This is a genomic window from Prosthecobacter sp. (assembly GCF_046154365.1).
In the GTDB taxonomy this organism is placed as follows: domain Bacteria; phylum Verrucomicrobiota; class Verrucomicrobiia; order Verrucomicrobiales; family Verrucomicrobiaceae; genus Prosthecobacter.
Map to the genome: position 1 here is coordinate 26,745 of NZ_JBJXFV010000166.1, position 23,140 is coordinate 49,884.

General features: G+C 59.9%; 25 protein-coding genes and 1 pseudogene. 11 read left to right on the plus strand and 15 right to left on the minus strand.

Annotated features, from left to right (window positions below):
* Nucleotides 1–6: 6 nt before the first annotated feature.
* The 6 genes from ACKVY0_RS21115 to prfB all read right to left on the minus strand — a co-directional run bounded on the left by ACKVY0_RS21115 (nucleotide 7) and on the right by prfB (nucleotide 5,165).
* The gene (locus ACKVY0_RS21115) at nucleotides 7–579 is read right to left on the minus strand and encodes a YkgJ family cysteine cluster protein (protein ID WP_409216828.1); all 573 of its coding nucleotides are present in this window, start codon (nucleotides 577–579) and stop codon (nucleotides 7–9) included.
* A gap of 2 nt (nucleotides 580–581) precedes the next feature.
* Nucleotides 582–1,670, minus strand: a complete 1,089-nt coding sequence (locus ACKVY0_RS21120; RefSeq protein WP_409216829.1) for a glycosyltransferase family 4 protein — start codon at nucleotides 1,668–1,670, stop codon at nucleotides 582–584.
* Nucleotides 1,671–1,673: 3 nt separating this feature from the next.
* Complete coding sequence (locus ACKVY0_RS21125) at nucleotides 1,674–2,471, minus strand: Hsp33 family molecular chaperone HslO (protein ID WP_409216830.1); 798 nt, start codon at nucleotides 2,469–2,471, stop codon at nucleotides 1,674–1,676.
* A 219-nt stretch (nucleotides 2,472–2,690) separates the two neighbouring features.
* On the minus strand, nucleotides 2,691–3,557 hold the full coding sequence (locus ACKVY0_RS21130) for a helix-turn-helix domain-containing protein (protein ID WP_409216831.1): 867 nt from the start codon (nucleotides 3,555–3,557) through the stop codon (nucleotides 2,691–2,693).
* A gap of 33 nt (nucleotides 3,558–3,590) precedes the next feature.
* On the minus strand, nucleotides 3,591–3,968 hold the full coding sequence (locus ACKVY0_RS21135) for a four helix bundle protein (RefSeq protein WP_409216832.1): 378 nt from the start codon (nucleotides 3,966–3,968) through the stop codon (nucleotides 3,591–3,593).
* A gap of 47 nt (nucleotides 3,969–4,015) precedes the next feature.
* Nucleotides 4,016–5,165, minus strand: a protein-coding gene (prfB, locus tag ACKVY0_RS21140; protein ID WP_409216833.1) for a peptide chain release factor 2 whose coding sequence is annotated in 2 segments (ribosomal slippage) — nucleotides 4,016–5,077 and nucleotides 5,079–5,165 — 1,149 coding nt in all. Because the reading frame shifts where the segments join, the coding sequence is not laid out codon by codon here.
* Nucleotides 5,166–5,212: 47 nt separating this feature from the next.
* On the opposite strand from prfB, the gene recO reads away from it, so the two are divergent.
* From recO to argF, 4 genes are all read left to right on the plus strand, one after another.
* The gene (recO, locus tag ACKVY0_RS21145; protein ID WP_409216834.1) at nucleotides 5,213–5,758 is read left to right on the plus strand and encodes a DNA repair protein RecO; all 546 of its coding nucleotides are present in this window, start codon (nucleotides 5,213–5,215) and stop codon (nucleotides 5,756–5,758) included.
* Nucleotides 5,759–5,876: 118 nt separating this feature from the next.
* Nucleotides 5,877–6,734: an acetylglutamate kinase gene (gene argB, locus ACKVY0_RS21150; protein WP_409216835.1), complete on the plus strand. Its 858-nt coding sequence runs from the start codon at nucleotides 5,877–5,879 to the stop codon at nucleotides 6,732–6,734.
* A 7-nt stretch (nucleotides 6,735–6,741) separates the two neighbouring features.
* Nucleotides 6,742–7,977: an aspartate aminotransferase family protein gene (locus tag ACKVY0_RS21155; protein WP_409216836.1), complete on the plus strand. Its 1,236-nt coding sequence runs from the start codon at nucleotides 6,742–6,744 to the stop codon at nucleotides 7,975–7,977.
* 160 nt (nucleotides 7,978–8,137) lie between these two features.
* Entirely contained in the window at nucleotides 8,138–9,037 is a 900-nt protein-coding gene (argF, locus tag ACKVY0_RS21160) for an ornithine carbamoyltransferase (RefSeq protein ID WP_409216837.1), read from the plus strand.
* A 19-nt stretch (nucleotides 9,038–9,056) separates the two neighbouring features.
* Here the strand turns inward: argF and ACKVY0_RS21165 are convergent, their stop codons facing one another.
* Entirely contained in the window at nucleotides 9,057–9,461 is a 405-nt protein-coding gene (locus ACKVY0_RS21165) for an HNH endonuclease (RefSeq protein WP_409216838.1), read from the minus strand.
* A 12-nt stretch (nucleotides 9,462–9,473) separates the two neighbouring features.
* Complete coding sequence (locus ACKVY0_RS21170; protein ID WP_409216839.1) at nucleotides 9,474–9,869, minus strand: hypothetical protein; 396 nt, start codon at nucleotides 9,867–9,869, stop codon at nucleotides 9,474–9,476.
* A gap of 66 nt (nucleotides 9,870–9,935) precedes the next feature.
* Between ACKVY0_RS21170 and ACKVY0_RS21175 the strand changes: the two are divergent.
* Nucleotides 9,936–10,088, plus strand: a pseudogene (locus tag ACKVY0_RS21175) (ornithine carbamoyltransferase); the annotation flags it as partial.
* A 5-nt stretch (nucleotides 10,089–10,093) separates the two neighbouring features.
* Here ACKVY0_RS21175 and ACKVY0_RS21180 read toward each other — a convergent pair.
* On the minus strand, nucleotides 10,094–10,576 hold the full coding sequence (locus ACKVY0_RS21180) for a hypothetical protein (RefSeq protein WP_409216840.1): 483 nt from the start codon (nucleotides 10,574–10,576) through the stop codon (nucleotides 10,094–10,096).
* Nucleotides 10,577–10,648: 72 nt separating this feature from the next.
* Between ACKVY0_RS21180 and murI the strand changes: the two genes are divergently transcribed.
* Both murI and ACKVY0_RS21190 read left to right on the plus strand, forming a co-directional pair.
* Complete coding sequence (gene murI / locus ACKVY0_RS21185; RefSeq protein WP_409216841.1) at nucleotides 10,649–11,461, plus strand: glutamate racemase; 813 nt, start codon at nucleotides 10,649–10,651, stop codon at nucleotides 11,459–11,461.
* Between the two features lie 59 nt (nucleotides 11,462–11,520).
* Nucleotides 11,521–12,660 carry an LptF/LptG family permease gene (locus tag ACKVY0_RS21190; RefSeq protein ID WP_409216842.1) on the plus strand — a complete coding sequence of 380 codons (1,140 nt, stop codon included), beginning with the start codon at nucleotides 11,521–11,523 and terminating at the stop codon, nucleotides 12,658–12,660.
* A 403-nt stretch (nucleotides 12,661–13,063) separates the two neighbouring features.
* Here ACKVY0_RS21190 and xylA read toward each other — a convergent pair whose 3' ends face one another.
* The 3 genes from xylA to ACKVY0_RS21205 form a co-directional block, all read right to left on the minus strand.
* The gene (xylA, locus tag ACKVY0_RS21195) at nucleotides 13,064–14,374 is read right to left on the minus strand and encodes a xylose isomerase (RefSeq protein ID WP_409216843.1); all 1,311 of its coding nucleotides are present in this window, start codon (nucleotides 14,372–14,374) and stop codon (nucleotides 13,064–13,066) included.
* A 201-nt stretch (nucleotides 14,375–14,575) separates the two neighbouring features.
* Nucleotides 14,576–15,847, minus strand: a complete 1,272-nt coding sequence (locus tag ACKVY0_RS21200) for an MFS transporter (protein ID WP_409216844.1) — start codon at nucleotides 15,845–15,847, stop codon at nucleotides 14,576–14,578.
* Nucleotides 15,848–16,352: 505 nt separating this feature from the next.
* The gene (locus ACKVY0_RS21205; protein ID WP_409216845.1) at nucleotides 16,353–17,291 is read right to left on the minus strand and encodes a ThuA domain-containing protein; all 939 of its coding nucleotides are present in this window, start codon (nucleotides 17,289–17,291) and stop codon (nucleotides 16,353–16,355) included.
* 171 nt (nucleotides 17,292–17,462) lie between these two features.
* On the opposite strand from ACKVY0_RS21205, the gene ACKVY0_RS21210 reads away from it, so the two are divergent.
* From ACKVY0_RS21210 to ACKVY0_RS21225, 4 genes are all read left to right on the plus strand, one after another.
* Nucleotides 17,463–18,908: a hypothetical protein gene (locus ACKVY0_RS21210; RefSeq protein WP_409216846.1), complete on the plus strand. Its 1,446-nt coding sequence runs from the start codon at nucleotides 17,463–17,465 to the stop codon at nucleotides 18,906–18,908.
* A 278-nt stretch (nucleotides 18,909–19,186) separates the two neighbouring features.
* Nucleotides 19,187–19,684, plus strand: a complete 498-nt coding sequence (locus tag ACKVY0_RS21215; protein ID WP_409216847.1) for a hypothetical protein — start codon at nucleotides 19,187–19,189, stop codon at nucleotides 19,682–19,684.
* Nucleotides 19,681–20,151 (plus strand): hypothetical protein, encoded by a 471-nt coding sequence (locus ACKVY0_RS21220; protein WP_409216848.1) that lies wholly within the window; start codon nucleotides 19,681–19,683, stop codon nucleotides 20,149–20,151. The genes ACKVY0_RS21215 and ACKVY0_RS21220 overlap by 4 nt, the downstream gene beginning before the upstream one ends.
* Before the next feature lie 79 nt (nucleotides 20,152–20,230).
* Nucleotides 20,231–20,686, plus strand: a complete 456-nt coding sequence (locus tag ACKVY0_RS21225; RefSeq protein ID WP_409216849.1) for an HNH endonuclease signature motif containing protein — start codon at nucleotides 20,231–20,233, stop codon at nucleotides 20,684–20,686.
* A gap of 35 nt (nucleotides 20,687–20,721) precedes the next feature.
* Here ACKVY0_RS21225 and ACKVY0_RS21230 read toward each other — a convergent pair whose 3' ends face one another.
* Genes ACKVY0_RS21230 through ACKVY0_RS21240 form a run of 3 tightly spaced genes read right to left on the minus strand, consistent with a single transcriptional unit; the run spans nucleotide 20,722 to nucleotide 23,076 of the window.
* On the minus strand, nucleotides 20,722–20,940 hold the full coding sequence (locus ACKVY0_RS21230) for a type II toxin-antitoxin system HicB family antitoxin (protein ID WP_409216850.1): 219 nt from the start codon (nucleotides 20,938–20,940) through the stop codon (nucleotides 20,722–20,724).
* 49 nt (nucleotides 20,941–20,989) lie between these two features.
* Nucleotides 20,990–22,405, minus strand: coding sequence for a DEAD/DEAH box helicase (locus ACKVY0_RS21235; protein WP_409216851.1), 1,416 nt, complete (start codon nucleotides 22,403–22,405; stop codon nucleotides 20,990–20,992).
* 59 nt (nucleotides 22,406–22,464) lie between these two features.
* A complete protein-coding gene (locus ACKVY0_RS21240) occupies nucleotides 22,465–23,076 on the minus strand; it encodes a DNA-3-methyladenine glycosylase family protein (protein WP_409216852.1) in 612 nt (203 codons plus the stop codon).
* Between the last annotated feature and the right edge of the window lie 64 nt (nucleotides 23,077–23,140).

Below are 23,140 nucleotides of genomic sequence, written 5' to 3' on the forward strand. Positions count from 1 at the left end.
TTCCCATCATGGCACAGGATCGGCCTGCACGCTGCTTTCTTCATGTATCGGCGGCAGCGGCGGCTTGAACTCCAGGCTCAGCAGCACCTGCAATCCCGTCATCAGCGCCCGCAGTTCCTCGCGCAAAATCACCTGCTCAGGCTCCCATTCGTCGCTCAACGGCAGCGCCATGACGCGGTCATAGCGCACCGTCAGCGGCTGCTTGAGGTTGTGATGCCCCGCCTGCTCGATCAATCCCAGCACCTCATCCACCCGCCGCCGCGCCTCGTGAATCGTCGCCATCGCCTGCGCTTCTGTGATCGTCCCGGCGGCCAGACGTTTGAGCTGCTGGCACTCAAACAAGCGGCAGCGCTCCGGCCTGCCTGCGTAAATCGAGCACTGCATGTTTTTAAACATCGCGCACGGCTGCTCGATGCAGTTCTGCCCTTTCTTCTTCTTGAGCTTCAACCCCAGCGCATTCAACGCCCCCACCGAATCCGTCGGCTGCATGCGCACGATGTGAAACAGCGTCCCGTCACAGCACATCCCGCACGCCGCGCACAAACGCGACGCCGCAGCGGTGGCTTCTTCGGGAGTCATGGTCAGTCACGCGTTTTCGCCGCCAGTTCCAGCACCTGCAGCGTGTGTTGCACATTGGTTTCGAGATCGAGGGGCTGCCGCGTCGCGACCTTCCCGGCATGACCGCGTGCCAGCCAGTGATTCACGCACATGCCCAGCGTGGCAAGATCACGTGGGTCGTCGAGAACGTGGCCGTTGACGCCGGAGTCGATCAGTTCACCCGCACCGTTGAAGGCGGTCGTGATGACGGGAATGCCGGTCGCCAGCGCCTCGCTCACCACATTGGAGCAAGGCTCGTAAATCGGCAGGAACGTGAGCAGATCCGCCGCGGCATAGGCGGTTTCGACATCGGGCAACGGTCCAGTGAGAATGACATTCGGCGGCACTTTGCCACGCATGCGATCCCGCGTGACGACGAGCAGTTTGAGTTTGGGATCGTCGCTGCGTCCGGCCATGAACTTCAGCAACCACGGCAGTCCCTTGCGCTCCCAGCCGGAACCGACGAAGACCATGACGAAATCATCGTCCGCGAGGCCGAAACGCTTCCGCGCAGCGTTGCGATCCACGTTTTGAAAGCGCTTCACTTCGACGCCGTTGCGCACCAGATGCACTCGTTCCTGGGGAAAGGCGGGGAAGTGCTGCGCGATCTCGCCACGCACCATTTCGGAGTTCACGATGAGGCATTTCGTGTTCGCAGGATCAAACGTGCGCGCTTCGAGCGCCATCATGTTGCGATGAAAGGCTCCCATGCCGACGAGCAGCCGTTTCCACCATGGCGAGAACTGTTTGCGCCGCTCCAGCCACACGCGATGCAGGCCATCGCCAGCGCGATACACGTCCTGCTTGAGCGTGCGCTCCAGACTGAAGACGCAGTCGAACTTTTCCTGTGTTAAAGCAGCGTTCACCATCTCGGCAAAGCGCAGCGGTCGTTCCGCACGTGATGCCTCGACGTTGATGGCGTGAAACTGCACGCCCGCAGCCTGGCCCTGCCACTTTTCGGCAAACAGATGCGTCTCATGTCCCGCTGCGGCCATGGCACCAAGCAATCGCTGTACATACAGCTCTGCACCGCCGGTGGCGGAGAACTGGCGGCGGATGAGGGCGAGTTTCATGCGCTACGACTGCTGCTGCCGCCATTCTTCAAAACTCGCCTTCGGCGTGCGATACACCGAGCCACAACGCGGACAGGTGATCTGCGCGATACCGTCGGCAAAGATGTGATCCAGATCGTCCTGCGGCAGGCGCATGATGATGGGCATCAAGCGCTCCACGGAACAGCCGCACTCGAACACATAGCCGCGTGTCTCCAGGAGCGTCAGATGCTCGGTGGTTTCGAGTTCCAGCACGTTTTCCAGCGCCAGCTCGGAGAGCCAGATTTCATCGCAGTCGGGCTCAGCGGAAATCTGCACGAACTCCTCATCGTCCAGGCGGAAAAAGCGCGTGAGACGCTGCTCGCTGGTGGTGTAAAACTTTTCCACGGCCTTCAGCATGTCGCAGCCATGGAATTCAATCAGGCTCTGACGCGGCTGCTGATCCGGGCGCGTGGTTTGCGCGATGAACATCGCTTCGCCCTCCTGCCGTACGTCCTCGGTGAAGACGCGACCCGTCACGCGACCTGGCCGCGTGCTGCCAGTGACGAAGACATTCGCCCGCTGCGGCTCCTTCACATGAATGGTCCACGCGCAGCTCTCATCCTGCGGGCGCGAGCACAGATGCAGCGCCAGCGCAGCCAGCGCGTCTTTGAGCATCTGATCCAGCGGCTCGGCATTCTGAAGGGCATGCTGCATGAGATGCAGGTAGTAATCGAGATACAGCGGACTAAAACGACCGCGCACGAGCAAGGCATTGCGCTTCCGCACGAAATAGGAGCGGAGGTCCACCACGGAAAGGTCCGGTTCAAGCATCTGACTCATGGTCTTGCTATCTCATTGGAAGAAGCCGCGTGCAAGTCGTTGGCCGGATGTGTTTGGCGGAAAAGTGCTACGCAGCCACCATCGTGAGTTCGCCAAACTATCCGGCTCTATGTGATGCTCGACACATCAAAGGCCGTGCGCCGCCACCCAAACCAGCCGGATAGTTCGGCGAAGGCGCCCATCGTGTTTGCAACATTCATCGCGCCGAACACATCCGGCCTACGGCCGCGCCATGCCGCGAAACTTCTGCCGGTAGGCGCTGGGCGTGGTGTCCATGACTTCGCGGAAGCGGCGGTTGAAGTTGGCGAGATTGCGGTAGCCGCAGTCCATGGCGATGTCGGTGATGTTTGACACATCCTCCGCCAGCATGCCACAGGCGCGACCGATACGGACCTCGTTCACATACTGCGGCACCGTTTTGCCGGTGCGTGAGTGGAAGAAGCGGCTGAAAGCTCCCAGGCTGAGATGCGCAAGCTTCGCGAGGCGTTCGCGGTCGATTTCCTCGGTCAAATGCGTGTGAATGAAGTCGCACACGCGCTCCATCCGGCCCTGATCGGCAGATTCGAGCTTGGGTTCGAAGTTGGCGCTCGCCAGCGGCTTCAAATCGCCCGACTTGGCCAGCACATCGAGAATCGCGAGCAATTCGATCACCCGTGCGAGGCCCTCACTCTGCGCGAGACGCTGCATGTGCTCGGTGATGACGGGACACGATGCTCCGCGCACCTCCAGGCCGCGTGCGGCACGTTGCAGCAGCCGCTTCACCGGCTCCATCTCCGGCAGCGCCATGAAATCGCGGCCAAGGAAGGCTTCGTCAAACCGCACGATGATCGCATGCACCTGCCGCGTTTTCACTCCCGTGTCCTGATGCCAAACATGCGGCAGGTTCGAACCGATGAGCACGATGTCGCCATCAATGAGCGGCTTGATGCTATCGCCCACCACTCGGTGCCCGCGGCTCTCAATCGCCAGCGTGAGCTGATACTCGGGATGGAAGTGCCAGCGCGTGCCGTAGTCCGGCCCACGCACCACCTCGCAGTGGAAAGACTCCCACTGGCGCTTGGGCACTTTCTCGAAGACAGGCTTCATGGGGCTAGATGCTGGATGCTGGATTTCAGAAGGCTATTTCGAGGATCGGTGACCTTCGCGGACGGCTTGGATGAAGAGATTGAGTTTCTTGCCAAGGTGAGTCAGGTGTTCGTGCAGGTTCTCATAAAGCGGTACATCCACCAGTGAGCCTGTTTCGCGCAGGGTGTCGAGATGGTCGATGGTTTCGTCGTTGGAAGCCAGAGCATAGGTCAACCGCAGCACGAAATCCTGTTTGTATTCACGTCTGCCATAGCACTCCACGATGTTGGAGCGGACTGACTTGGATGAACGGCGGATTTGCGATCCTTCCTCATACATCTCAAACTTCGGCAGCTTGCTCAACGTCATCGTATGGATTTCAATCGTGGCTTTGCAGGCCAGTTGCCAGATTTCGAGATTTTGATAGCTCATGGCGCTGATCTTCCGACATCCAGCATCTAGGATCAAGCATCGAGCAGCTACACATCCTCATCCTTGTCGCCATCACCCGCCTTCCGGCCGCGCAGCTTGGCTTCCATAAAGGCGTCGAGGTCGCCATCCATCACGGCTTGGACGCCGCTGGTCTTTTCGCCGGTGCGGTGGTCTTTGACCATCTGATAGGGTTGGAAAACGTAGCTGCGAATCTGGCTGCCGAAACCGATCTCGCTCTTCTCGCCATACTGGCGATCGATCTCGGCCTTGCGCTTATCTTCCTCGATCTGAAACAGCTTCGCCTTGAGCATCGCCATCGCTTTGGCGCGGTTTTTTGGCTGACTACGCTCGATCTGGCAGGCGACGATGACGCCGCTGGGAATGTGTGTGAGGCGCACGGCGGTTTCGACCTTGTTCACGTTCTGGCCGCCTTTGCCGCCGGCACGATAGGTATCGACGCGGAGGTCTTCGTCACGCACCACGATGTCGATGTCCTCCTCGGAGTCCGGCGTGACATCAATCGAGGCAAAGGAGGTGTGGCGCTTCTTCGCCGCATCGAAGGGCGAGATGCGCACGAGGCGATGCACACCGCGCTCGGTTTGCAGGAAGCCAAAGGCGTTTTCGCCGATGATTTCGAGCGTGGCGGAGCGCGTGCCCACGTCGTCACCCGCTTCGTGGTCGATGAGTTCGACCTTGTAGCCACGGCGCTGGCACCAGCGCTGATACATGCGCATCAGCATGTCTGCCCAGTCACAGGCCTCCGTGCCACCGGCACCGGAGTGGATGACAATGAAGGCATTGCCACGATCAAACGGCCCGCTGAGAAGCTGGCTGAGTTCAAACGCGGCGACATCCTCTTCGAGCTTCGTGTGCTCCTGATCGACTTCGCGCCAGGTGTCCATGTCGCCCGCGTCTTTCGCGAGGTCGATGAGTCCGTCAAAGTCCGCAGCACGCTGCTCCAGCTCCTGGAGCGGACCGAGTTTCTTTTTGATGACATTGGTGCGGTCGATCGTCTTGCGCGCCGCATTCGCACTATCCCAGAAGCCGGGAGCGCCCATGCGGTCCTCCAGCATGGCCAGTTCGTCGGTTAATTTCGGGACGTCAAAGATACCTCCGGAGTTCCCCCAACCTTGCCTTCAGAGCGGTGGTGTCGAGGGCTTGGAGGTCGGTGAGGATGGTCTTGCTGGTCTTTTCCATGCGGCGTAGATAGCGGCTGGGCGCGCGAGTTCAACGCCTTTGTCATCATGGAAAAAACCGAGGCCATCCTCATCGGACGCACGCGTTACGCGGAGACGAGCCTCATTGTGCAATGGTGCTCGCCTGATCTTGGCCTGTTCAAAACGATGGCGAAGGGTGCGCTGCGGCCCAAATCGCCGCTCAATGGCGTGCTCGATCTCTTCGTCTCCGCCGAACTGCGCTTCGTGCGCAGCAAGTCCGGCGATCTGCACACCCTGGCCGAGGCACGCTGGACGAATCCACGCCTCGGCCTGCGTGCAAGCTACGGCCGCGTCCTTGCCGCCACCTACGTCGTCAAACTGATCACCCTCGTCGCCGAAACCGGCTCACCGATCCCCGAGATTCACGAACTGCTCGTCAAAGCGCTCGATTACCTCGCCACGAAAGACCCGGTGCCCGCCCTGATCACCCGCTTCGAGCAACGCCTCGGTGAACTGCTCGGCATCATCCCAGAAGGCGAGACCGGCATGGCCGCGGCGGCCATCGAAGACAGTTTTCATCGGAAGCTGCCTGTGCAGCGCCGGCAGTTGGTCGATTGGATCGCGAAGCATTAACTTCCAGTGCAGATGAAGGCCATCGACCTGCCGCCTTAAAACGCAGGGCCGCAGAAGCCCGCCGGGCTTGACGCTGGGCCTAAATCCGCTCCTTTGCGCCCCCGCCAGTTTTCCAAACATGTCCGCCCTCGACACCCAAATCACCAAATCAGCCGTACTTCTCGAAGCCCTACCTTACATGCAACGCTTCCGTGGCTGCACGTTTCTGATCAAGGTCGGCGGCAGTGCGATGGAAGACCCGGTGCAGGTCGATTCCTTTCTGCGCGATGTCGTGTTCCTCGAAGCCGTGGGCATCAACCCCGTCATCGTGCATGGCGGCGGCAAAGCGATCTCGAAGGCGATGAATGAAGCCGGGTTGCAGGCGAAGTTTATCAGCGGCATGCGCGTCACCGATGATGAGACGATCAAGATCGTCGAAGACACACTCGCCCGCGTGATCAACCCGGAGATCGTGACCAAGATCAATGCCTTCGGTGGCAAAGCCGTCGGCATTCCCGGCACGGAAGTCTTCCTCGGCGAGAAAATGAAGGGCGATCTCGGCTGGGTCGGCGAGGTGAATGATTGCAAGCTCGGTTTGATCCAAGCCGCCGTTGCCGGCGAATTTGTGCCTGTCGTGTCACCTGTGGCGCGTGAACTCGCCTCTGGCAAAACGCTCAACGTGAACGCCGATCTGGCCGCCTGCGGCCTCGCCAAACGGCTCAAGGCCACCAAGCTCATCTTCCTCAGCGACGTGCGCGGCGTCATGCGTGACCCGAAGGATGACTCGACACTCATTCCGAGCCTCGACGAAGCCTCCATAGCCCAATTGAAGGCCGAAGGCATCATCAGTGGCGGTATGATCCCAAAAGTGGACTCATCGCTCGATTCGCTGCGTGGTGGTGTCGGCAAAGTGCATCTCATTGATGGCCGACTGCCGCATGCACTCATCCTCGAAATCTTCACCGACGGCGGCATCGGCACGGAAATCCATTTGTAACAACGCGATGAGAACGAGTGATCAACTGATGCAGGAATTCCTCCTGCCAAACTACGGCCGTTACGATGTGTGGCCCGTGCGTGGCGAAGGCGCTTACGTTTGGGATCGCGATGGAAAAAAGTATCTCGACTTCGCGGGTGGTGTGGCTGTGTGCCCACTTGGACATTGTCCGCCGCCAGTCGTGAAAGCGCTCACGGAGCAGGCAAACACGCTCATCCATGTCTCGAACTGGTATTGCATCGACAAGCAGGCCGAACTGGCCCGCATCTTGGTCGAGGAATGCGTGCAGATTCCCGGCAAGTGCTTCTTTTGCAACAGCGGTGCCGAGGCGAATGAGGGCCTGCTCAAACTGGCGCGGAAATACGGCCAGCAGACCGGTGGTCGCTACGAGATCATCACGTTCACGGGTTCCTTCCACGGCCGCACTTTTGGCGCGATGACCGCGACGGCGCAGGAGAAAATCCACGGTGGCTTCGGTCCGCTGCCGCCGGGTTTTGTCTATGCACCCTTCAATGATGCCAAGGCACTCGAAGCCGCGATCACGGATAAAACCGTCGCGATCCTGCTGGAGCCAATTCAGGGCGAAAGCGGCGTGCATGCCGTGACGCCGGAATTTCTGCGCGCTGCGCAGCGATTGTGCCGCGAGAAGGACTTGCTGCTGCTCTTGGACGAAGTGCAGGTCGGATTCGGCCGTGCGGGGGAGATGGCCGGCTGGCGCAGCATCATTCCTGGCGATGAAATTCAACCTGATGGCATCAGTTGGGCCAAGGCGATCGGCAGCGGCTTCCCGCTTGGCTCGTTCTGGGTCAATGATCGGCGCGATTTGAGCAAGGTGCTCGGCCCCGGCACGCATGGCACGACTTACGGCGGCTCGCCGCTCGCCTGCGCCGTTGGCATCGCGACGCTGCGCACGATTTTAGACGAAAACCTCTGCGCGAATGCCAAAGAACGCGGTGCGGCCATCGCGGCGGCAACTCGCGGCTGGAATCATCCTCTCATCAAGGAAGTGCGTCAGCTTGGTCTCTTCATCGGCTTTGAACTCAACGCCGAAGCCATCGCCGTAAAGTCTGGCGGCAAGCTGCCATCCATCTTCCTCGCGCAAAAGCTGCTCGATGCCGGCATGATGGTTACGCCAGCCGGTCCGAACGTCGTGCGCTGGCTCTCACCGCTCAACATCACCGCAGCGCATGCCGCCGAAGGCCTGGCCATCTTCAAGGGCGTGCTTGACGCTCTTGATGCCTAATAATGACGAATGAGTAAATCCGAATGACGAAAGAACTCCGAAGCACGAATGTCGAATGGTCCGTCCCCCTGATCGGTGGCGATTGGGCCTGATTCGTCATTCGGGAATTCGTCATTCGTCATTTGCCCGCTCCGCCTTACCCCAAAATCTCCATTTTCTGATGAACCACCTCCTTTCCATCGAAGAACTCAGCGGCGCGCAGATCGAAAAGCTCGTCGATCTGGCCTGCGTGCTGAAAAAGGACCGCACCGCATCGCCCCAAGTGCTCAACGGCCAGCAGTGGGCGCTGATCTTCACCAAATCATCGACACGCACGCGCGTGAGCTTTGAGGTCGGCATTCGCGAACTCGGTGGCTCGGTGATGTTCCTTTCCGGCGCGGACATTCAGCTTGGCCGTGGCGAGCCGATCAAGGACACCGCACGCGTCATGGGCCGCATGATTCACGGCGCGGTCATCCGCACCTTCGCGCAGCAGGACGTGGTGGAGTTCGCGCAATACGGCGGCATCCCCACGATCAATGCGCTGACCGATGACGAGCATCCCTGCCAGATCCTCGCCGATCTACAGACCATCCATGAACGCCTCGGCGGCTGGAAGGGCAAGCGCGTGTGCTTCCTCGGCGATGGCGACTGCAACGTCGCCCGCTCATGGATCTGGGCTTCCGCAAGACTCGGCTTTGAACTCGTGATCGGCGCTCCCAAGGCCTTCCAGCCGCAGGAGACCTTCATGCAGCGCGTCCCCGGCAACAGCGTCAGCATCGTCGATGATCCCGCCGAGGCCGTGGGTGCCTGCGACGTCGTTTACACCGACGTGTGGGTCAGCATGGGCAAAGAAGCCGAAAGCGCCGACCGCATCGAGACGCTGAAGCCCTGGCAGATCAACACCGCCCTCATGAAGCACGCCAACCCCGGCGCGCTCGTCATGCACTGCCTGCCGGCGTATCGCGGCAAAGAAATCACCGACGAAGTCATGGAAGCGCATGCGGAGGTAATCTTCGATCAAGCCGAGAACCGGCTGCATGCGCAGAAGGCGGTGATGGTGGAGATCACCAGAAAATGACGAATACAGCCTGCGCCACTCATGCCGGCGGATGAATCATGCTCTGCATCAAAATACCACGCAGGTTGCGCAGGGCGGGACGGTTGAGCTTGAGTGTTGTTATCGTGACACGAGCGACGAGGGTTTTCGGCACCATGTCCAGGCCGTTCTCGTTCCAGGCAAAGTGCCGCGTCCAGCGGTCACGGCGCGGATGAAACAGGCGCACTGCCTGGCGGCTCGCCACATCCCAGATCGCAGTCTTGTCCCCCTTGAAGCCGTTGCAACCCTGGCAGGCAAACGCGAGGTTCTCCAGGTTCGTCGCGCCTCCCGCCGCAAGCGGCTCAATATGCTCCAGGCAATAGGTCGTGCTCGAATACGCCTCCGGACACTGGCAGTACTCGCAACGCCCATGGGCACGCTCAGCGACAGCTCGGCGCAGTGACATGGCAGGTGTCAGCTAAAGTGAGCGCTTGAGGCCGAGCTGCCGCACCACCTCCGGCAGGGTGACCCGACGGAGCGCCGCCAGTTCGCCCAGCCATTGGAGATGCAGCAGATGATGCTGGTCGATCTCACCGATGATTTGCTCGAGCCGGCACTGCTCTGCCTGACTCAGCGGCTGCTCCACACGCCGGGTCATCAGCCGGTCGTACTCACGCATGACCCGCACGGGCGGCCCGGCAGTGATCCGCTTGAGCAGGCTGGCTTCTGTCCGCGAGACGACGCTGGGCAGCTTGCGTGCCCGCAGTGAGAGCAGGCCTGGCACGAGCTTGTTCAAGTCGCGCAACGACCACTGGTCCAGCTCTCGGAGCAGACGTGAGGGCGTGGGCTTGGGTATGGGGGCTGTGACGGCCATGGGTTGATCCTAGCGTTGGCAAGCTTTCGCGACAAGACCCAATGTCATGCAGGCCTAGTGTCATGCAGGCCTAGTGTCATGCACTGCCTCCCCGCCTATCGTGGCAAAGAAATCACCTATGAAGTCATGGAAACGCTTCCGGAGGTGATCTTTGAGCAAGCGGAGAACCGCCTGCATGCACAGAAGACTGTGATGGTGGAGATCACGCGGAAGGGTTGATCGGACTATTTGGAACTCTTCCGGTCATTCTCTAGAGTTGGATTGGTCCAACCAGCGTTGTCCTTTTCGCTCAGCGGCTGAATTCCTCCTGCATTCGCCTCAGGGTTTGGGTAACGTATTTCGACCCCAAACGAATCATCAATTACCGAATAAAAACTGCTGACAAAGAGGCAGAAAAGCACGGCCGCGGAAGCAACCAAACCAAGCACGCCCACCCAAGTGCGTGGAGCCAACAGCCAAACTCCCGCTAACCGCTCATGCATGGTTACTCCTCGATAGCTTATCATGCCCGACCAACCCATCGCTATTCCATCAGGGTCATTCTGATCACCCGCTTCTTGGAGCATTTTGGCTTTCTCCTGTTCCCATAACGCCTTCGCCTCATCCGAAGGTTTCGCTGGAGGCAGCACCATCAGGATGAACGACCAGATGAAAGGCAGGAGCAGTAGGCAGCCGATGCCAAAGGTGATGAACTTCGTTGCGGTCATGGTGGTAGCTGGTTTGTTGCGGGATTCTGCGAAAATTTGAAACCTTTGGCAATACCAACCTGAACCCACCCCATGAGCACTCCCGTCACCGCCAACAGCCCTCTCGGCGTCTTTGATTCCGGCGTGGGAGGTTTGACGGTCGTGCGGGCGCTGCGGGATCTCTTGCCGAATGAGTCGATCGTCTATCTCGGCGACACGGCGCGCGTGCCTTATGGATCAAAGTCACCGGACACGATCCGGCGGTTCTCGATGGAGGACACGCAGTTTCTCGTCTCAAACGGTGTCAAAGCGGTGGTGGTGGCGTGCAACACGGCCACGGCGCATGCGCTGCCGCTGTTGCAGGCGACGTTTCGTGTGCCGGTGATCGGGGTGCTGGGCCCTGGGGTGGAAGCGACGCTGGCGGACGCGCATTGCGAGCGCGTGGGCATCATCGGCACGGCGGGGACGATCCGCAGCCACGCATATCAGCATGAGATCGCGATGCGGCGGCCTGACATCATGATTGAGGCACGGGCGACGCCGTTGCTGGTGCCGTTTGTCGAGGAGGGCTGGCTTGATCATCCAGCGCTCAAATCCGTGCTGCGGGAGTATTTGAAGCCGCTGCTCGACAAGGGCATCGACACGCTCGTGCTCGGCTGTACGCATTATCCGCTGCTCATTCCCGTGCTGAAACGCATGCTGGGTCAAAAAGTGCGGCTCGTGGACTCCGCCAGCACCTGTGCGGCGCATGTGAAGGCGCGACTGGAGCAGGACGGCCTGCTGCGGACGATGAAATCGAAGCCGACGCTGGAGATTTTCCTCACGGATCACTCCGAGCAGGCGGAGAACCTCGCGAAACGGTTTTTGGGCACGGATTTCGGCAAGGTGAAGAAGGCGGTCGTTTGAATCGGGCTATGGCAATCTCAAATTGCCCGGCAGTGACATCTCGCTAGCCTCGCGCTCACATGTTTCCGCGCATCTTTGACCGCTACCTCGTCCGCCAAGTAGGATCAGCCACGCTGATCGGCGTGGCGCTGCTCAGCGGTGTGATGGTGCTGGGGAATGTGTACAAGAAGCTCGACGAACTGCTGGGCAACACCGAGCTGCCGCTGTCGGTGATCCTGGAGTTCGTGACGCTGGTGATTCCGTTCTCGCTCATCTTCACCATCCCATGGGCGTTCCTGACGGGCATCCTGCTGGTGTTTGGCCGTCTCTCCGCCGACAACGAGCTGGTTTCTCTACGCATGACGGGCATGTCGATGACACGCATCTGCGCGCCGGTGTTTGCGCTGGCGCTGCTGCTGAGCGGCATCTGTCTTTGGGTAAACGTGACCCTGGCACCCGCAGCGAAGGACCGCATGAAGCGGCTGTTTTACGAGGTGGCAGTGCAGAATCCCGAAACGCTGTTTCAGGAGGGACAGGTGCTGGAGCGCGTGCCGGGCTATCGCATCTACACCGGCAAACGTGATGACAAGACGCTGCGCGACCTGCACATCATCAAGCTGGACGAAAACGCGGCGGCTGGCAGCTACATCCATGCGCGCCGTGGTCTGATCGAAACTGTGCCGGGCAAGCTGGATTTCACGATGCTGCTGAAGGATGTGAGCATTGAGACCATGCCAGCCAAGGCCGGGAAGACCACGCCGCCAGAAATGCCAAAACCGCTCGGGATGAAGGAATTCCCCATCGAGTTTCCACTTTCGTCGCTGCAAAAAGACGCCGTGCGCTTGAATGCGAGCATGAAAAGGACGAGTGCGCTGGCCGAGGAGGTGCAGACGTGGAGAGACACTTTTACCGGTGAGAAGCTCACGGATGTGACGCGTTCTCTCTCGCTCACCGAGCTGAGCAAGCGCTACAGCTTCTCGCTGGCCTGCTTCACCTTCGCCCTCGTGGGCATCCCGCTCGGCGTGACGGCGCAGCGCCGCGAAACGTCCTCGGGCTTCGCGCTGAGCCTGATCACCGCCACGGTGTACATCGTGTTCATCATTCTGGCGGACACGCTCAATGACAAACCGGCAGCAATGCCACATCTCATCATGTGGCTGCCCAACGTGATCTTCCTCGGCATTGGGGGCTGGTTGTTTTACAAGCTGAGCCGGAAATGAGGCTATGGAGCGCGAGTATGCTGCTCGCCTAGCATTCCCCTGCCCGCATCGTTTCGCGAAGCGATGCAGGCGGGTGCAGTTCACGCGTCTCGACAAAGTGGCGAGTAGGCTCACCTCATCCTGACCTCGGGCGCTTCTTGAACCGTGACAAGGATTGTCAACGAGCCTCTGCGACCGTCCAGCCTCTGCGGTTAATTTGGATTGAACCGCAGAGGCGGGACGGTCGCAGAGCAGCACTGGATCACTGAGTTTCCCCTGGGGGAAGGATGTCTGAGGCTTCGCCATACTCGCGCTCCATGAAAAAGGGCGTCCGTTGCCGGACGCTCCATGATTCATGTTAAAGCAGCTTTGCGGGCAGGTTCATCCTTCGCAGTGCTACGGAGAATGGAAGTGCCCGCATCACTCAGAGATAGTCGTTCACCAAGTTTTCCATCATCTCCTGACGGCCGCTGCCGAGGAGCGGTTCGCCATTGGCGAGTACGTGAGCTTCTAGTTCAGCAAAGCCGACTTCGCCTTTCTCGATCTTGGCACCGATGCCGGTGTCGAAGGTGGCGTAGCGCTGCTTGATGAAAGCGTTGATGCGACCGTCCGCGATCATCGCGTGGGCGATCTTGAGGCCGCGGGCGAAGGCATCCATGCCGCCGATGTGGGCGTGGAAGAGATCAACAGGCTCGAAGGATTCGCGACGGCACTTGGCGTCGAAGTTCAGGCCGCCGGTGGTGAGGCCGCCCATGCGGAGGACTTCGAGCATGATCTCGGTGGTGAGATAGATGTTCGTCGGGAACTGGTCGGTGTCCCAGCCGATGAGGGTGTCGCCGGTGTTCGCATCGACGGAGCCGAGCGCGTTCGCGGCGATGGCGACCTGCATCTCATGACGCATGCTGTGGCCAGCAAGGGTGGCGTGATTGGTTTCGAGGTTGAGCTTGAAGTGCTCCATGAGGTTGTGCTCGCGCAGGAAGTTCAAGCAGGCAGCGGCGTCGGAGTCGTACTGATGCGTGGAAGGTTCACGCGGCTTTGGCTCGATGTAGAACTGGCCTTTGAAGCCGATCTTCTGCTTATAATCGACCGCCATGTGCAGCAGGCGGGCGAGGTGGTCGATCTCGCGCTTCAGGTCGGTGTTCCAAAGCGTGGCGTAGCCTTCGCGACCACCCCAGAAGGTGTAACCTTCACCGCCGAGGCGATGCGTGACGTCCATGGCCTTCTTCACCTGCGCGGCAGCGTAAGCGAAAACGCCGGCGTTCGGGCTGGTGGAGGCTCCCTGGCAATACCGTGCATGGGAGAAGAGGCAGGCGGTGCCCCAGAGGAGCTTCTTGCCGGTCTGCTTCTGCGCTTTTTCGAGTTCGTCAGCGACGGCATCAAAAGCGGCGTTGCTTTCGGCGAGCGAGCCGAGTTCGGGCGCGACATCGCGATCGTGGAAGCAGTAGTAATCGACACCGAGCTTGTCCATGAACTCGAAGCAGGCCCACACACGGCGCTGGGCGTTGGCGACGGAGTTGGTGCCGTCATCCCACGGGCGCTGGGCAGTGCCGCCGCCGAAAGGATCGGAGAGCGAGTTGCGCATCGCGTGCCAGTAGGCGACGCCGAAGCGCAACTGCTCGCGCATCGTTTTGCCGCCCACGATTTCGTCGGCGTTATAATGTTTGAAGGCGAGAGGATTACGGCTCTTGGGTCCTTCAAATTGAATTTTCTGAATGTCGGGGAAGGCTTCGTTCATGGTGGGGCGGCAAGGGAGGCGGAAAGCGCGGAAGTGCAAATGCTTCGTCAGGGCTGACTGGACACTTTTTGGGCGGAATTGGACGCGGTGGGTGACTCGGGTTTGCCGCAGAGGGGCAAAGAGGCAGAGTGTGCAGTGTTTTATCGATTTAATCTCTGCGTTCTCTGCTCCTCCGCCTCTCTGCGGTGAATCCGAATGACCTCACAGCGCCTTCTTGCTCGTCTCCTCCGCCAGCCACACCGAAACGAGCGTGATCACCGCCATGCCGATGAGATACAGCGCCACCGGCCATGGTCTGCCGTGGCTTTGATCCAGCAACGCGGTGGCGATGAGCGGCGCAAGACCGCCTGCCAGTGGTGAGGCGAGCTGATAGCCGAGCGAGGCGCCGCTGTAGCGTACCCGTGTGCCGAACAGTTCGGAGAAAAAGGCCGCCTGCGGGCCATACATGGCCGCATGGCCGATGAGTCCGATCACCACCGCCAGCACGACAAGCACGGTTTGGCGTGATTCGATCATCCAGAAGAACGGAAATGCGAACAGCATCAGGAAGAAAGCCCCACCGAGATACACGGGCCGCCGACCCACGCGATCCGACAGCGCCCCGAAGCACGGAATCACGATCAACTGCACGGCGGAGCCGATCAGCACGGCGTTGAGCAGCGTGGCCTTCGGCATGCCGAGCTGCTGCGAGCCATAGCTGAGCACGAGCACGGTGAAGATGTAGAAGAACGCGTTTTCCGCAAAGCGTGCGCCCATGGCGAGCAGCACGTTGCGCGGATGATCGCGCAGCACGGCGAAGATCGGCACCTTCGGGCCTGCGTCCTCGGTTTTGGCCTGCGTGAAGACCGGACTCTCGATGATCTTCAAACGGATGAACATGCCAACCCCGAGCAGCAGCACGCCGAGCAGAAACGGCACCCGCCAGCCCCAGGACAGAAAGGCTTTCTCATCCATCGACGAGGCGAGCATGAACACCGCGTTTGCCAGCAGCAAGCCTACCGGCACACCGGCCTGAACCCAGCTCGCGTAAAAGCCGCGCCGTTCTTTATTGGCATGCTCCACGGCCATGAGCACCGCGCCACCCCATTCGCCACCAACGCCGAAGCCTTGAACAAATCGCAGCAGCACGAGCAGGATGGGTGCCCAGACACCGATCTGCGAATACGTCGGCAGCAGGCCGATCAACACCGTCGCCACGCCCATGAGCATGAGCGTCGTCACCAGCATCGACTTGCGGCCGATCTTGTCGCCAAAATGGCCGAAAACGATGCCGCCGACCGGTCGCGCGAAAAATCCGACCGCATACGTCGCAAAGGCGATCATCGTGCCGGTCAGCGGCTCGTAGTTGGGGAAGAACAGCTTGTTAAACACCAGCGCCGAGGCCGTGCCGTAGAGGAAAAAATCATACCACTCGATGGTGGTGCCGATGAAACTCGCGATGACGACGCGGCGGGTGCTGTTGGCGGTGGACATGGAGTTCAATACAAGGGTTGGTCGCGCCGCATTTCCAGAACTTAGTGCATTAACCAACACGGCGCCCTTGAGCCGGGCCAACGGCCCGCAGGACTCAGCCCAGGGCGCCAGCCCTGGGACACGCACAAGCAACGTGTCTCCAATGGTTGCGCTCTGAAAGAGCGCGGGAGAATCTTCGTCGATTCCCCATGCCTCAATCGCTCGCCAAAATTTACGTCCGCCTCGTTTTCAGCATCATCGCGTGATGCCATTTGAGGAGGAATGTCGAAAATTTATCGCCCGGTATGAAATCGAATCCGCCAAGCGGTATGTGTGGGATTGAAGCGCGTTCTCCCGCGCTCCGTTGGAGCGCGGCCTGAGGAGATGCGCGTTGGATTGTGTGGTTTCCCAGGGCTGACGCCCTGGGCTGGAATTCTGCGGCCCTTCAGGCCGCTCGAACCGCGCAACGATCACCCCCGACCTCAATGTGTGACGCCGAGACGCGCTTGCACCAATGGCGCGGCATTTATTTCTCCTTCAAATCCTTCTCCTTGGCCGGTTCAGCAGCCTTCTTCGCCTTCGGTGCGAAGATTTTGCGATCCCAGTTCTTCGCGATCTGCTCCGCAGTCGTCTCCGAAGTCACGCCGCTCGCTGGCACGTCGAGTTTGGCGCTCCAAAGGATACCATTGAGCAGCAGGCGACGTTGATTGGCTTCCGCCCAGTTCGCATGCAGGTCGCAACCGGTGAAGCCGAAGCTGCGACCGCCATCCGCACGCTCGTAGCTCCACGCCACGGTTTCAGCACGGCCTGCGTTCGCTTTGGCAGCGTCGGATTTGCGGCTGCTGTCGGGCATCGGGCATTGCAGCAGGTGCGTCACGCCTGTTTCGGCGAAGTGGAGGTTGTAGAGCCAGCCGTCTTTGAGCAGCGGGAAGGGCTTCACACCGCTGAGAATCGGATGCGTGGGGATGCTGGTGAAATCCACATCCCAGTGGCCGCGGCAGCCGATGTCGCTCTGAAACGCGGCACCGAACATCGCTTTGAAATCAGCGGCACGCTCCGGCTTGCAATCGACGCCCTGATGCAGAATGACAAAGCCCGTGCCCGCCTTCGCGAGCGATTGCATCTTCGCCCATCGTGAGGCCTCGAGGAAGGAATGCTTGTCACCACCATCCATGAACATCAGCACACAGCGTGCGCCATCGAGCACCGCTTCATTTTTCGGCCAGCCTTCGGCCACCATCACCGGCGCGACACCGGGCACGGCCTTGAGCCAATCCATCAGCAGCGCACAACCGGCGAAGTACTCGTGCTGCCCCGGCTTGTTGCTCGGCACACCGGCGATGAGCACGATCTTCGCGGCCTTGGCATCGGCAGGCGCTTGTTCCAGCGGCACCTGCTGCTGTTCGGCGGTGAGTTCGGCATGGGCGGAGGCGGCAAAGAGAAAGGAGAGAATGAGACGGTGCATGATTGGCAGGCTGACGGGTTGGCGGGCGCAACACAAGACGAAAAGCCGGATGGCGCTCTTGCAGCACGTTCGCAAGAGATGCTGATGAAAGCATTTTCATGTGCTTACCGGAACCCGGCGGCCACAATGACGCACATCCAAACCGCACCTGCGGTGTTTCACAGCGCCACCATGAAGACAACCATCCTCCTAACCCTGGTCTCCCTCCTCAGCGCAGCGACCCTGCGCAGCCAGTCCGCCGACACGCCCGTCGATTTCGACAAAGCCCGCCAGCTTTTCGAGAAACAGAAGAATGGCGGCACTCTCACCGCCGATGAAACCGCCTACATCGAAACAGCCAAGGCCGCGCATGATGCGCAGATGAAAAAGCAGGGCGGTAGTGGCGATCTGCCGCCGCAGGGGCAGGACGGCATCGACTGGGAAAAGGCGCAGAAGCTTCATCAGCGCGACACTGCGGGCGAAAAGCTCACCGAAGATGAAAAAGGCTACCTCGATAAAGCGCGAGCGGCGTTTGCGAAGCGCAATGGCAGTGGTGGTTCACCTTCACCGTCCGGCAGCCCTGCGGGCAGTCCCGGAGCCGATGGCATCGACTGGAAGAAGGCGCAGGATCTTTTTCGTCGTGAGCAGGGCGGCGAGAAGCTCAGCGAAGCCGATCAGAAATACCTCGATCACGCCAAGGAAGTCCGCAGTCGCGGCGGCAATGGCGGCGGAAATCGTGGAGGTGGTGGCGGCACCGCCGGACAGCGCAAGGCTCCCGCATCGCTCAAGCCGCTCTCCGACATGACCGCCGATGAAGTCTATGAAGGCGAAGAAGGTGGCCTCTATGGCAAGGGCAGCAACGAACCGCCCGCAGCGCTCCAGAAAGCCGCCGCCGAGGCACTCGCGCAGATCAAGCCGCTCGATGCCGAGGGCAAACCGGCCGACAGCGGCAAGATCGTGCTCATTTCCATCAGCATGTCGAACGCCACGCAGGAGTTCTCGTTCTTCAAAGGCATCGCTGACAAAGACAGCCGCAAATCCGGCAAGCTCACCATCGTCGATTGCGCGCAGGGCGGCCAAACCATGGCCGCGTGGGCACCGCCCGAAGGCCGCAACTGGGATGAAGCCATGAACCGCCTGCAGCGGGCCGAAGTCACGCCGCAGCAAGTTCAAGTCGCGTGGATCAAACTGGCCAACGCCGCCCCCAATGGCTCGAAGACCGATCATCTCACCAAGCTCGAAGCCGACACCACCACCGTGCTGCAAAATGCGAAGCAGCGTTTCCCGAATCTGCGCATCGCCTACCTCGGCAGCCGCATCTGGGCCGGTAACGCCAGCACCGCCCTCAATCCCGAGCCGTATGCGTATGAAGGCGCCTTCGCCGTGCGTCATCTCATTCAGAAGCAGATCGGAGGCGATGAAGCCCTCGCCTCCGCCAAGTCACCCCTGCTCGTCTGGGGCCCCTATCTCTGGGCCGAAGGCGAAAAGGGCCGCAAGCTCGACGACCTCAAGTATGTCAAAGACGACTTCGCCGGCGACGGCACCCATCCCAGCAACAGCGGTCGTGAGAAAGTGGCGAAGCAACTGCTGGAGTTCTTCGCGACGAGTTCGCTCGCGAAGGGGTGGTTTGCGAAATAGGCAAAACACCCAATCATGCCTGACGCAATCTGCATGAACTGTGTCCGCTTCACATGCCGTCCGCATCGTCTTGCGCCTTGGCGGAATGCATGCGCCGCGTGGATCATTTTTGAGCCGCTGGAGGCCATCCGCCTGGCGGGAACGAAGCTCTTGAAGAAGGCGACGTGAGATTTAACCAGACCGGTTGATTATTAAGCTTGTGACCAATGCAGTCATCTAGGCACGGCGAGCCTGTTTTCGCATTTGCCATTGTAGGCTTGCCCTCCTTTAATTGACGCGTGAACGCATCGTCGCCGTCCAAAGTCGTCAAAGTTGAACTCAAAAAGGGAATTTCTGGCCAGCAGATTTTTGCTGATCGTTATTGCCTTGAGGAGCTTGATGGATTCAAGCTGATTCACTTTGGCAGAGCTGGGCAGACTCGGGCATCTGCCGGAGTGAGCCTTTCCGACCAGGCGGTAACAGATGCCTCCGTTCCACTGAAGGGATTTTTTGAAAAGCTTTCCCCTGCTAGATCTGAAGTCAGTTTCGAACTTCGCGATCTCGTGAACACCGGCTCGGTGACACCGGCTGACATGATTCAGGTCAGTCACAGAGGCTCTGAGGGCGAATTGATTTTCGGTTCTTTCTTGCTTCACGAACTTGCCTTAACGGGGGCTTCAACAAAAGCTGCGAAAGATGCGCCAACAATTCAAGGAGCGGCCGCTTTGGTGGTACGTTGTCCGCTGCCATTGATTCAGAGCTTGTTCATGAAACTTCTCGCCACGCCAAAGAAATGAGCCGCCTTTCCCTATTCACTAAGAGCAAGGGCGTTCGGACTGCACTGCCGATTGCCGCATTGGCATTCACCAGCGACATACAGGGAACAGACAATGTAAAAACGGCGATTGCAGGGGAAATTCAATCCAGTGAAACTGTAAACCCTGCATTAATTGCTGTCAGCAGCACGGCCAATGCGGCACCGATGCAGATCACACTGCTCCTAGAGGAGTGGACCGATCAATCGGAAAGACGCTTTATCACACTGGCAAAAAAAGACGCCGTGGGTAAGGCAAGTCCAACTGAGATCATCGAGTTGGAGCAATTGGAGCATCTTCGGAATCGCCTTAAATTTCCCATGAAGTTCGATGAACTGGTCTGGCACGCACAGCATGAAGAAGCGACGCAAAAACTCCTCTCCGCAATGCAAGAATACCTCTCCTTCTGCGCAGGCCCAGGTTGGGCGGGTGCAAAGAGGAACCGCTGATCGCTCCTTTAGCCGAACAACATACGGGAAGGCGCTCCCTTATTTGTTGAGAGACTTCGAGCATCGTTGTGCATATTCAATGGTGCATCACTTCAATGAATCAGGAGGCTTGGAAGTGGACCATTTTGACCCTCGAAAGAAAAGCCACTTTGTTCAGGAGTACTCAAACCTGATGCCCGCTACAAGGCGTTGCAACGGAAGAAAAGGCAGCCAGTGGCCTACCCCTGGGGACATAGAGCAGGGTTTTCGTTTCATCGACCCTACAAAAGAACAGGACTACGGGTTTCAGATTTTCGAAGATCCCGTTACTCACAAGCTGGTAGGCACCACGCCTGCGGCCAAATTTCAGATTCGTGTTTTAGGCCTCAATGACGAGTTTTTTGTTCGCCAGCGTCTGGATAGAACACGAATGCTTCTGCTTATGAGCATGCCATTTCTCATGCATGGCAATCAAACCGTGGAATTAGTCAAAGAACAGATTGGGCGCATGATCCCCGTGATCCCCCCTCCTCCGACTTCGCCCTCACCGACATAATGAACAATGCGCAGGCGTGATTCAGTCACGCAGCTTCATGCCAGCGCGAAGGCAAACGGTTCACGACTCACGATTTCGCCCTCCAGTGCCTCCTCAGCGAGCAGACGGTTCGCTTCCAACACCATTTCGACCGCCTCGGGAAGATTGGCCCGCGCTTCATCGAGCGTTGCACCTTGCGTGTTGGCACCAGGTAGCTCCTCAACCCAGGCGATGTAGCCTTCGGGGACTTGTTTGAAGAAGGCGGTGAGTTTCATGCGGGCGGAGTTTACCATACATCGCCCGCCTAGCAGCCATCTTTCAGCATCACGCCCTGCCCGTGAGCCGCTTCCACAAACCGCGCTCGGCGGCCTGGGTCTGCACCACGCTTTGCGGCTTGGATGGCGGCGGGTTCGAGGACGGACGACGTGAATCATTGGGCCGCGCGGCGGGACCACGCGAATCGCGACGCTCGCCACCCTGGCCGCCTTGACCACCACGGCCACCGCCTTGACCACCCTGCCCTTGCGGACGGCGCTGCTGTTGTTGGAACGGGCGTTGATTGCGGCGTTCGGGCCGGTCATCGCTCATGGGCTGCGGGGCGGCGTTGTAGTTGAAGCCTTCGGCTTTTTTGCGCACGAGACCGCGGTTGATGAAGCGCTCCAGTTTGCGCACGTCGTCCTGTTCATCGGGGGAAACAAAGCTGATCGCGTCGCCAATCGCATGCGCGCGACCGGTGCGGCCGATGCGGTGGACATAATCCTCCACGATGTGCGGGAAGTCGAAATTCACGACGTGCGAGATGCCATCCACGTCGATGCCGCGTGCGGCGATGTCGGTGGCGACCAAAACACGCACCTTGCCCGTTTTGAAGTCGTCCAGCGCACGCAGGCGCTGGTTTTGCGAACGGTTGGCGTGCAGCGTGGCGCACTTCACGCCGGTTTGTTCGAGCTTTTTGGCGATCTTGTCCGCGCCGTGCTTCGTGCGGCTGAAAACGAGCACCATCTGCAGTTTGTCGTCTTCGAGCAGATGTGAGAGCAGCGGCATTTTGAGGTGCTTATGCACTTCATAGACGAGCTGCGTCACGGTTTCGGCCGGATTGGCACGTTTACCGATCTGCACGATCTTCGGCGCGCGCTGGAACTCATGCGTGAGGCTTTCGATCTCTTTCGACAGCGTGGCGGAGAACATCAGCGTCTGACGCTTCTTCGGCAGTTGCTGGAGGATGCGACGGATGTCGGGCAGGAAGCCCATGTCGAGCATGCGGTCGGCTTCATCGAGCACGAGGTATTCGAGCTGGGAAAAGTCCGCGCAGCCCTGGCCCATCAAATCCAGCAAACGGCCCGGACAGGCGACGACGATGTCGCTGCCGGCACGCAGGGCGTCCTTCTGCGGCTTTTCGCCGACGCCACCGTACACTTTCGCAATCTTCAGCGGCAGATGCCGCGCGTAGGCGAGCACGTTTTCCTCGATCTGCGCCACGAGTTCACGCGTGGGGGCGAGCACGAGCACGCGGGTGCGGCGGCGCTGGCCCTGCGGCACCGGATGCGCTGTCAGACGCGTGAGGATCGGCAGCGTGAAGGCGGCGGTCTTGCCCGTACCGGTCTGGGCGATGCCGATCACGTCCCCGCCTGCGATGACGACCGGAATGGCCGCCGATTGAATGGGCGTGGGTTCCGTGTAACCGGCTTCTTTGATGGCTTGGAGAATGTGGGGATCGAGACCGAGGGATTGAAAAGACATTCCCTGCCCATACGCGTGCGTGAGGCAAGAAGCGAGGCGTTTAAGTGGTCCCGTTGTGGCTACTTCCCCGCATCCGCCGCACGCCACAGATACCACGCCGCCAGGGTGCGGTGCGGCTGCCAGCGTTCGGCCAGCAGGCGGAATTCCTTCGGCTTGGGCATCTCGTCGAGCTTCTTAGCGATGCGCCAGCCGTTGCGCACGCCGTAGTCGTCGCTGGGAAACACATCCATGCGGCCCAAGGTGAAGATCAGCAGCATTTCGACCGTCCAGCGGCCCACGCCACGCACTTCGACGAGACGTGCGATCAATTCCTCGTCAGCGAGCTTCAGCGCCGCTGCACGCGTCGGAATCTGGCCGCTGAGCGTCTTCGCGGCGATGTCGCGGATGGCGAGCAGTTTGCCCATGGAGAAGCCGCAGCCGCGCAGCATGGTTTCATCGGCGGCGAGCACCTGTTCCGGCTTGGGGAAGCGTGTATCCGGCCACAGCGCCTTGAAGCGCCGCAGAATCGCCTCGGCGGCGTTCGCGTGAAGCTGCTGGTGCGCCACGGCGCTGACGAGCGCCTCGTAGGGCGAGCGCTTCTGCGGCTTCAGTTCGCACGGGCCATGCGCCTTGATCAGGCGGCGCATGACGGGGCAGCGTTTCGAGAGACTGGCTTCGGCTTCGGAGTGCATGCCCGACAAGAGAGCATGGACAGTTCCGTGCGCATCCAACAAAAGCTTGATTGATTCCACACAC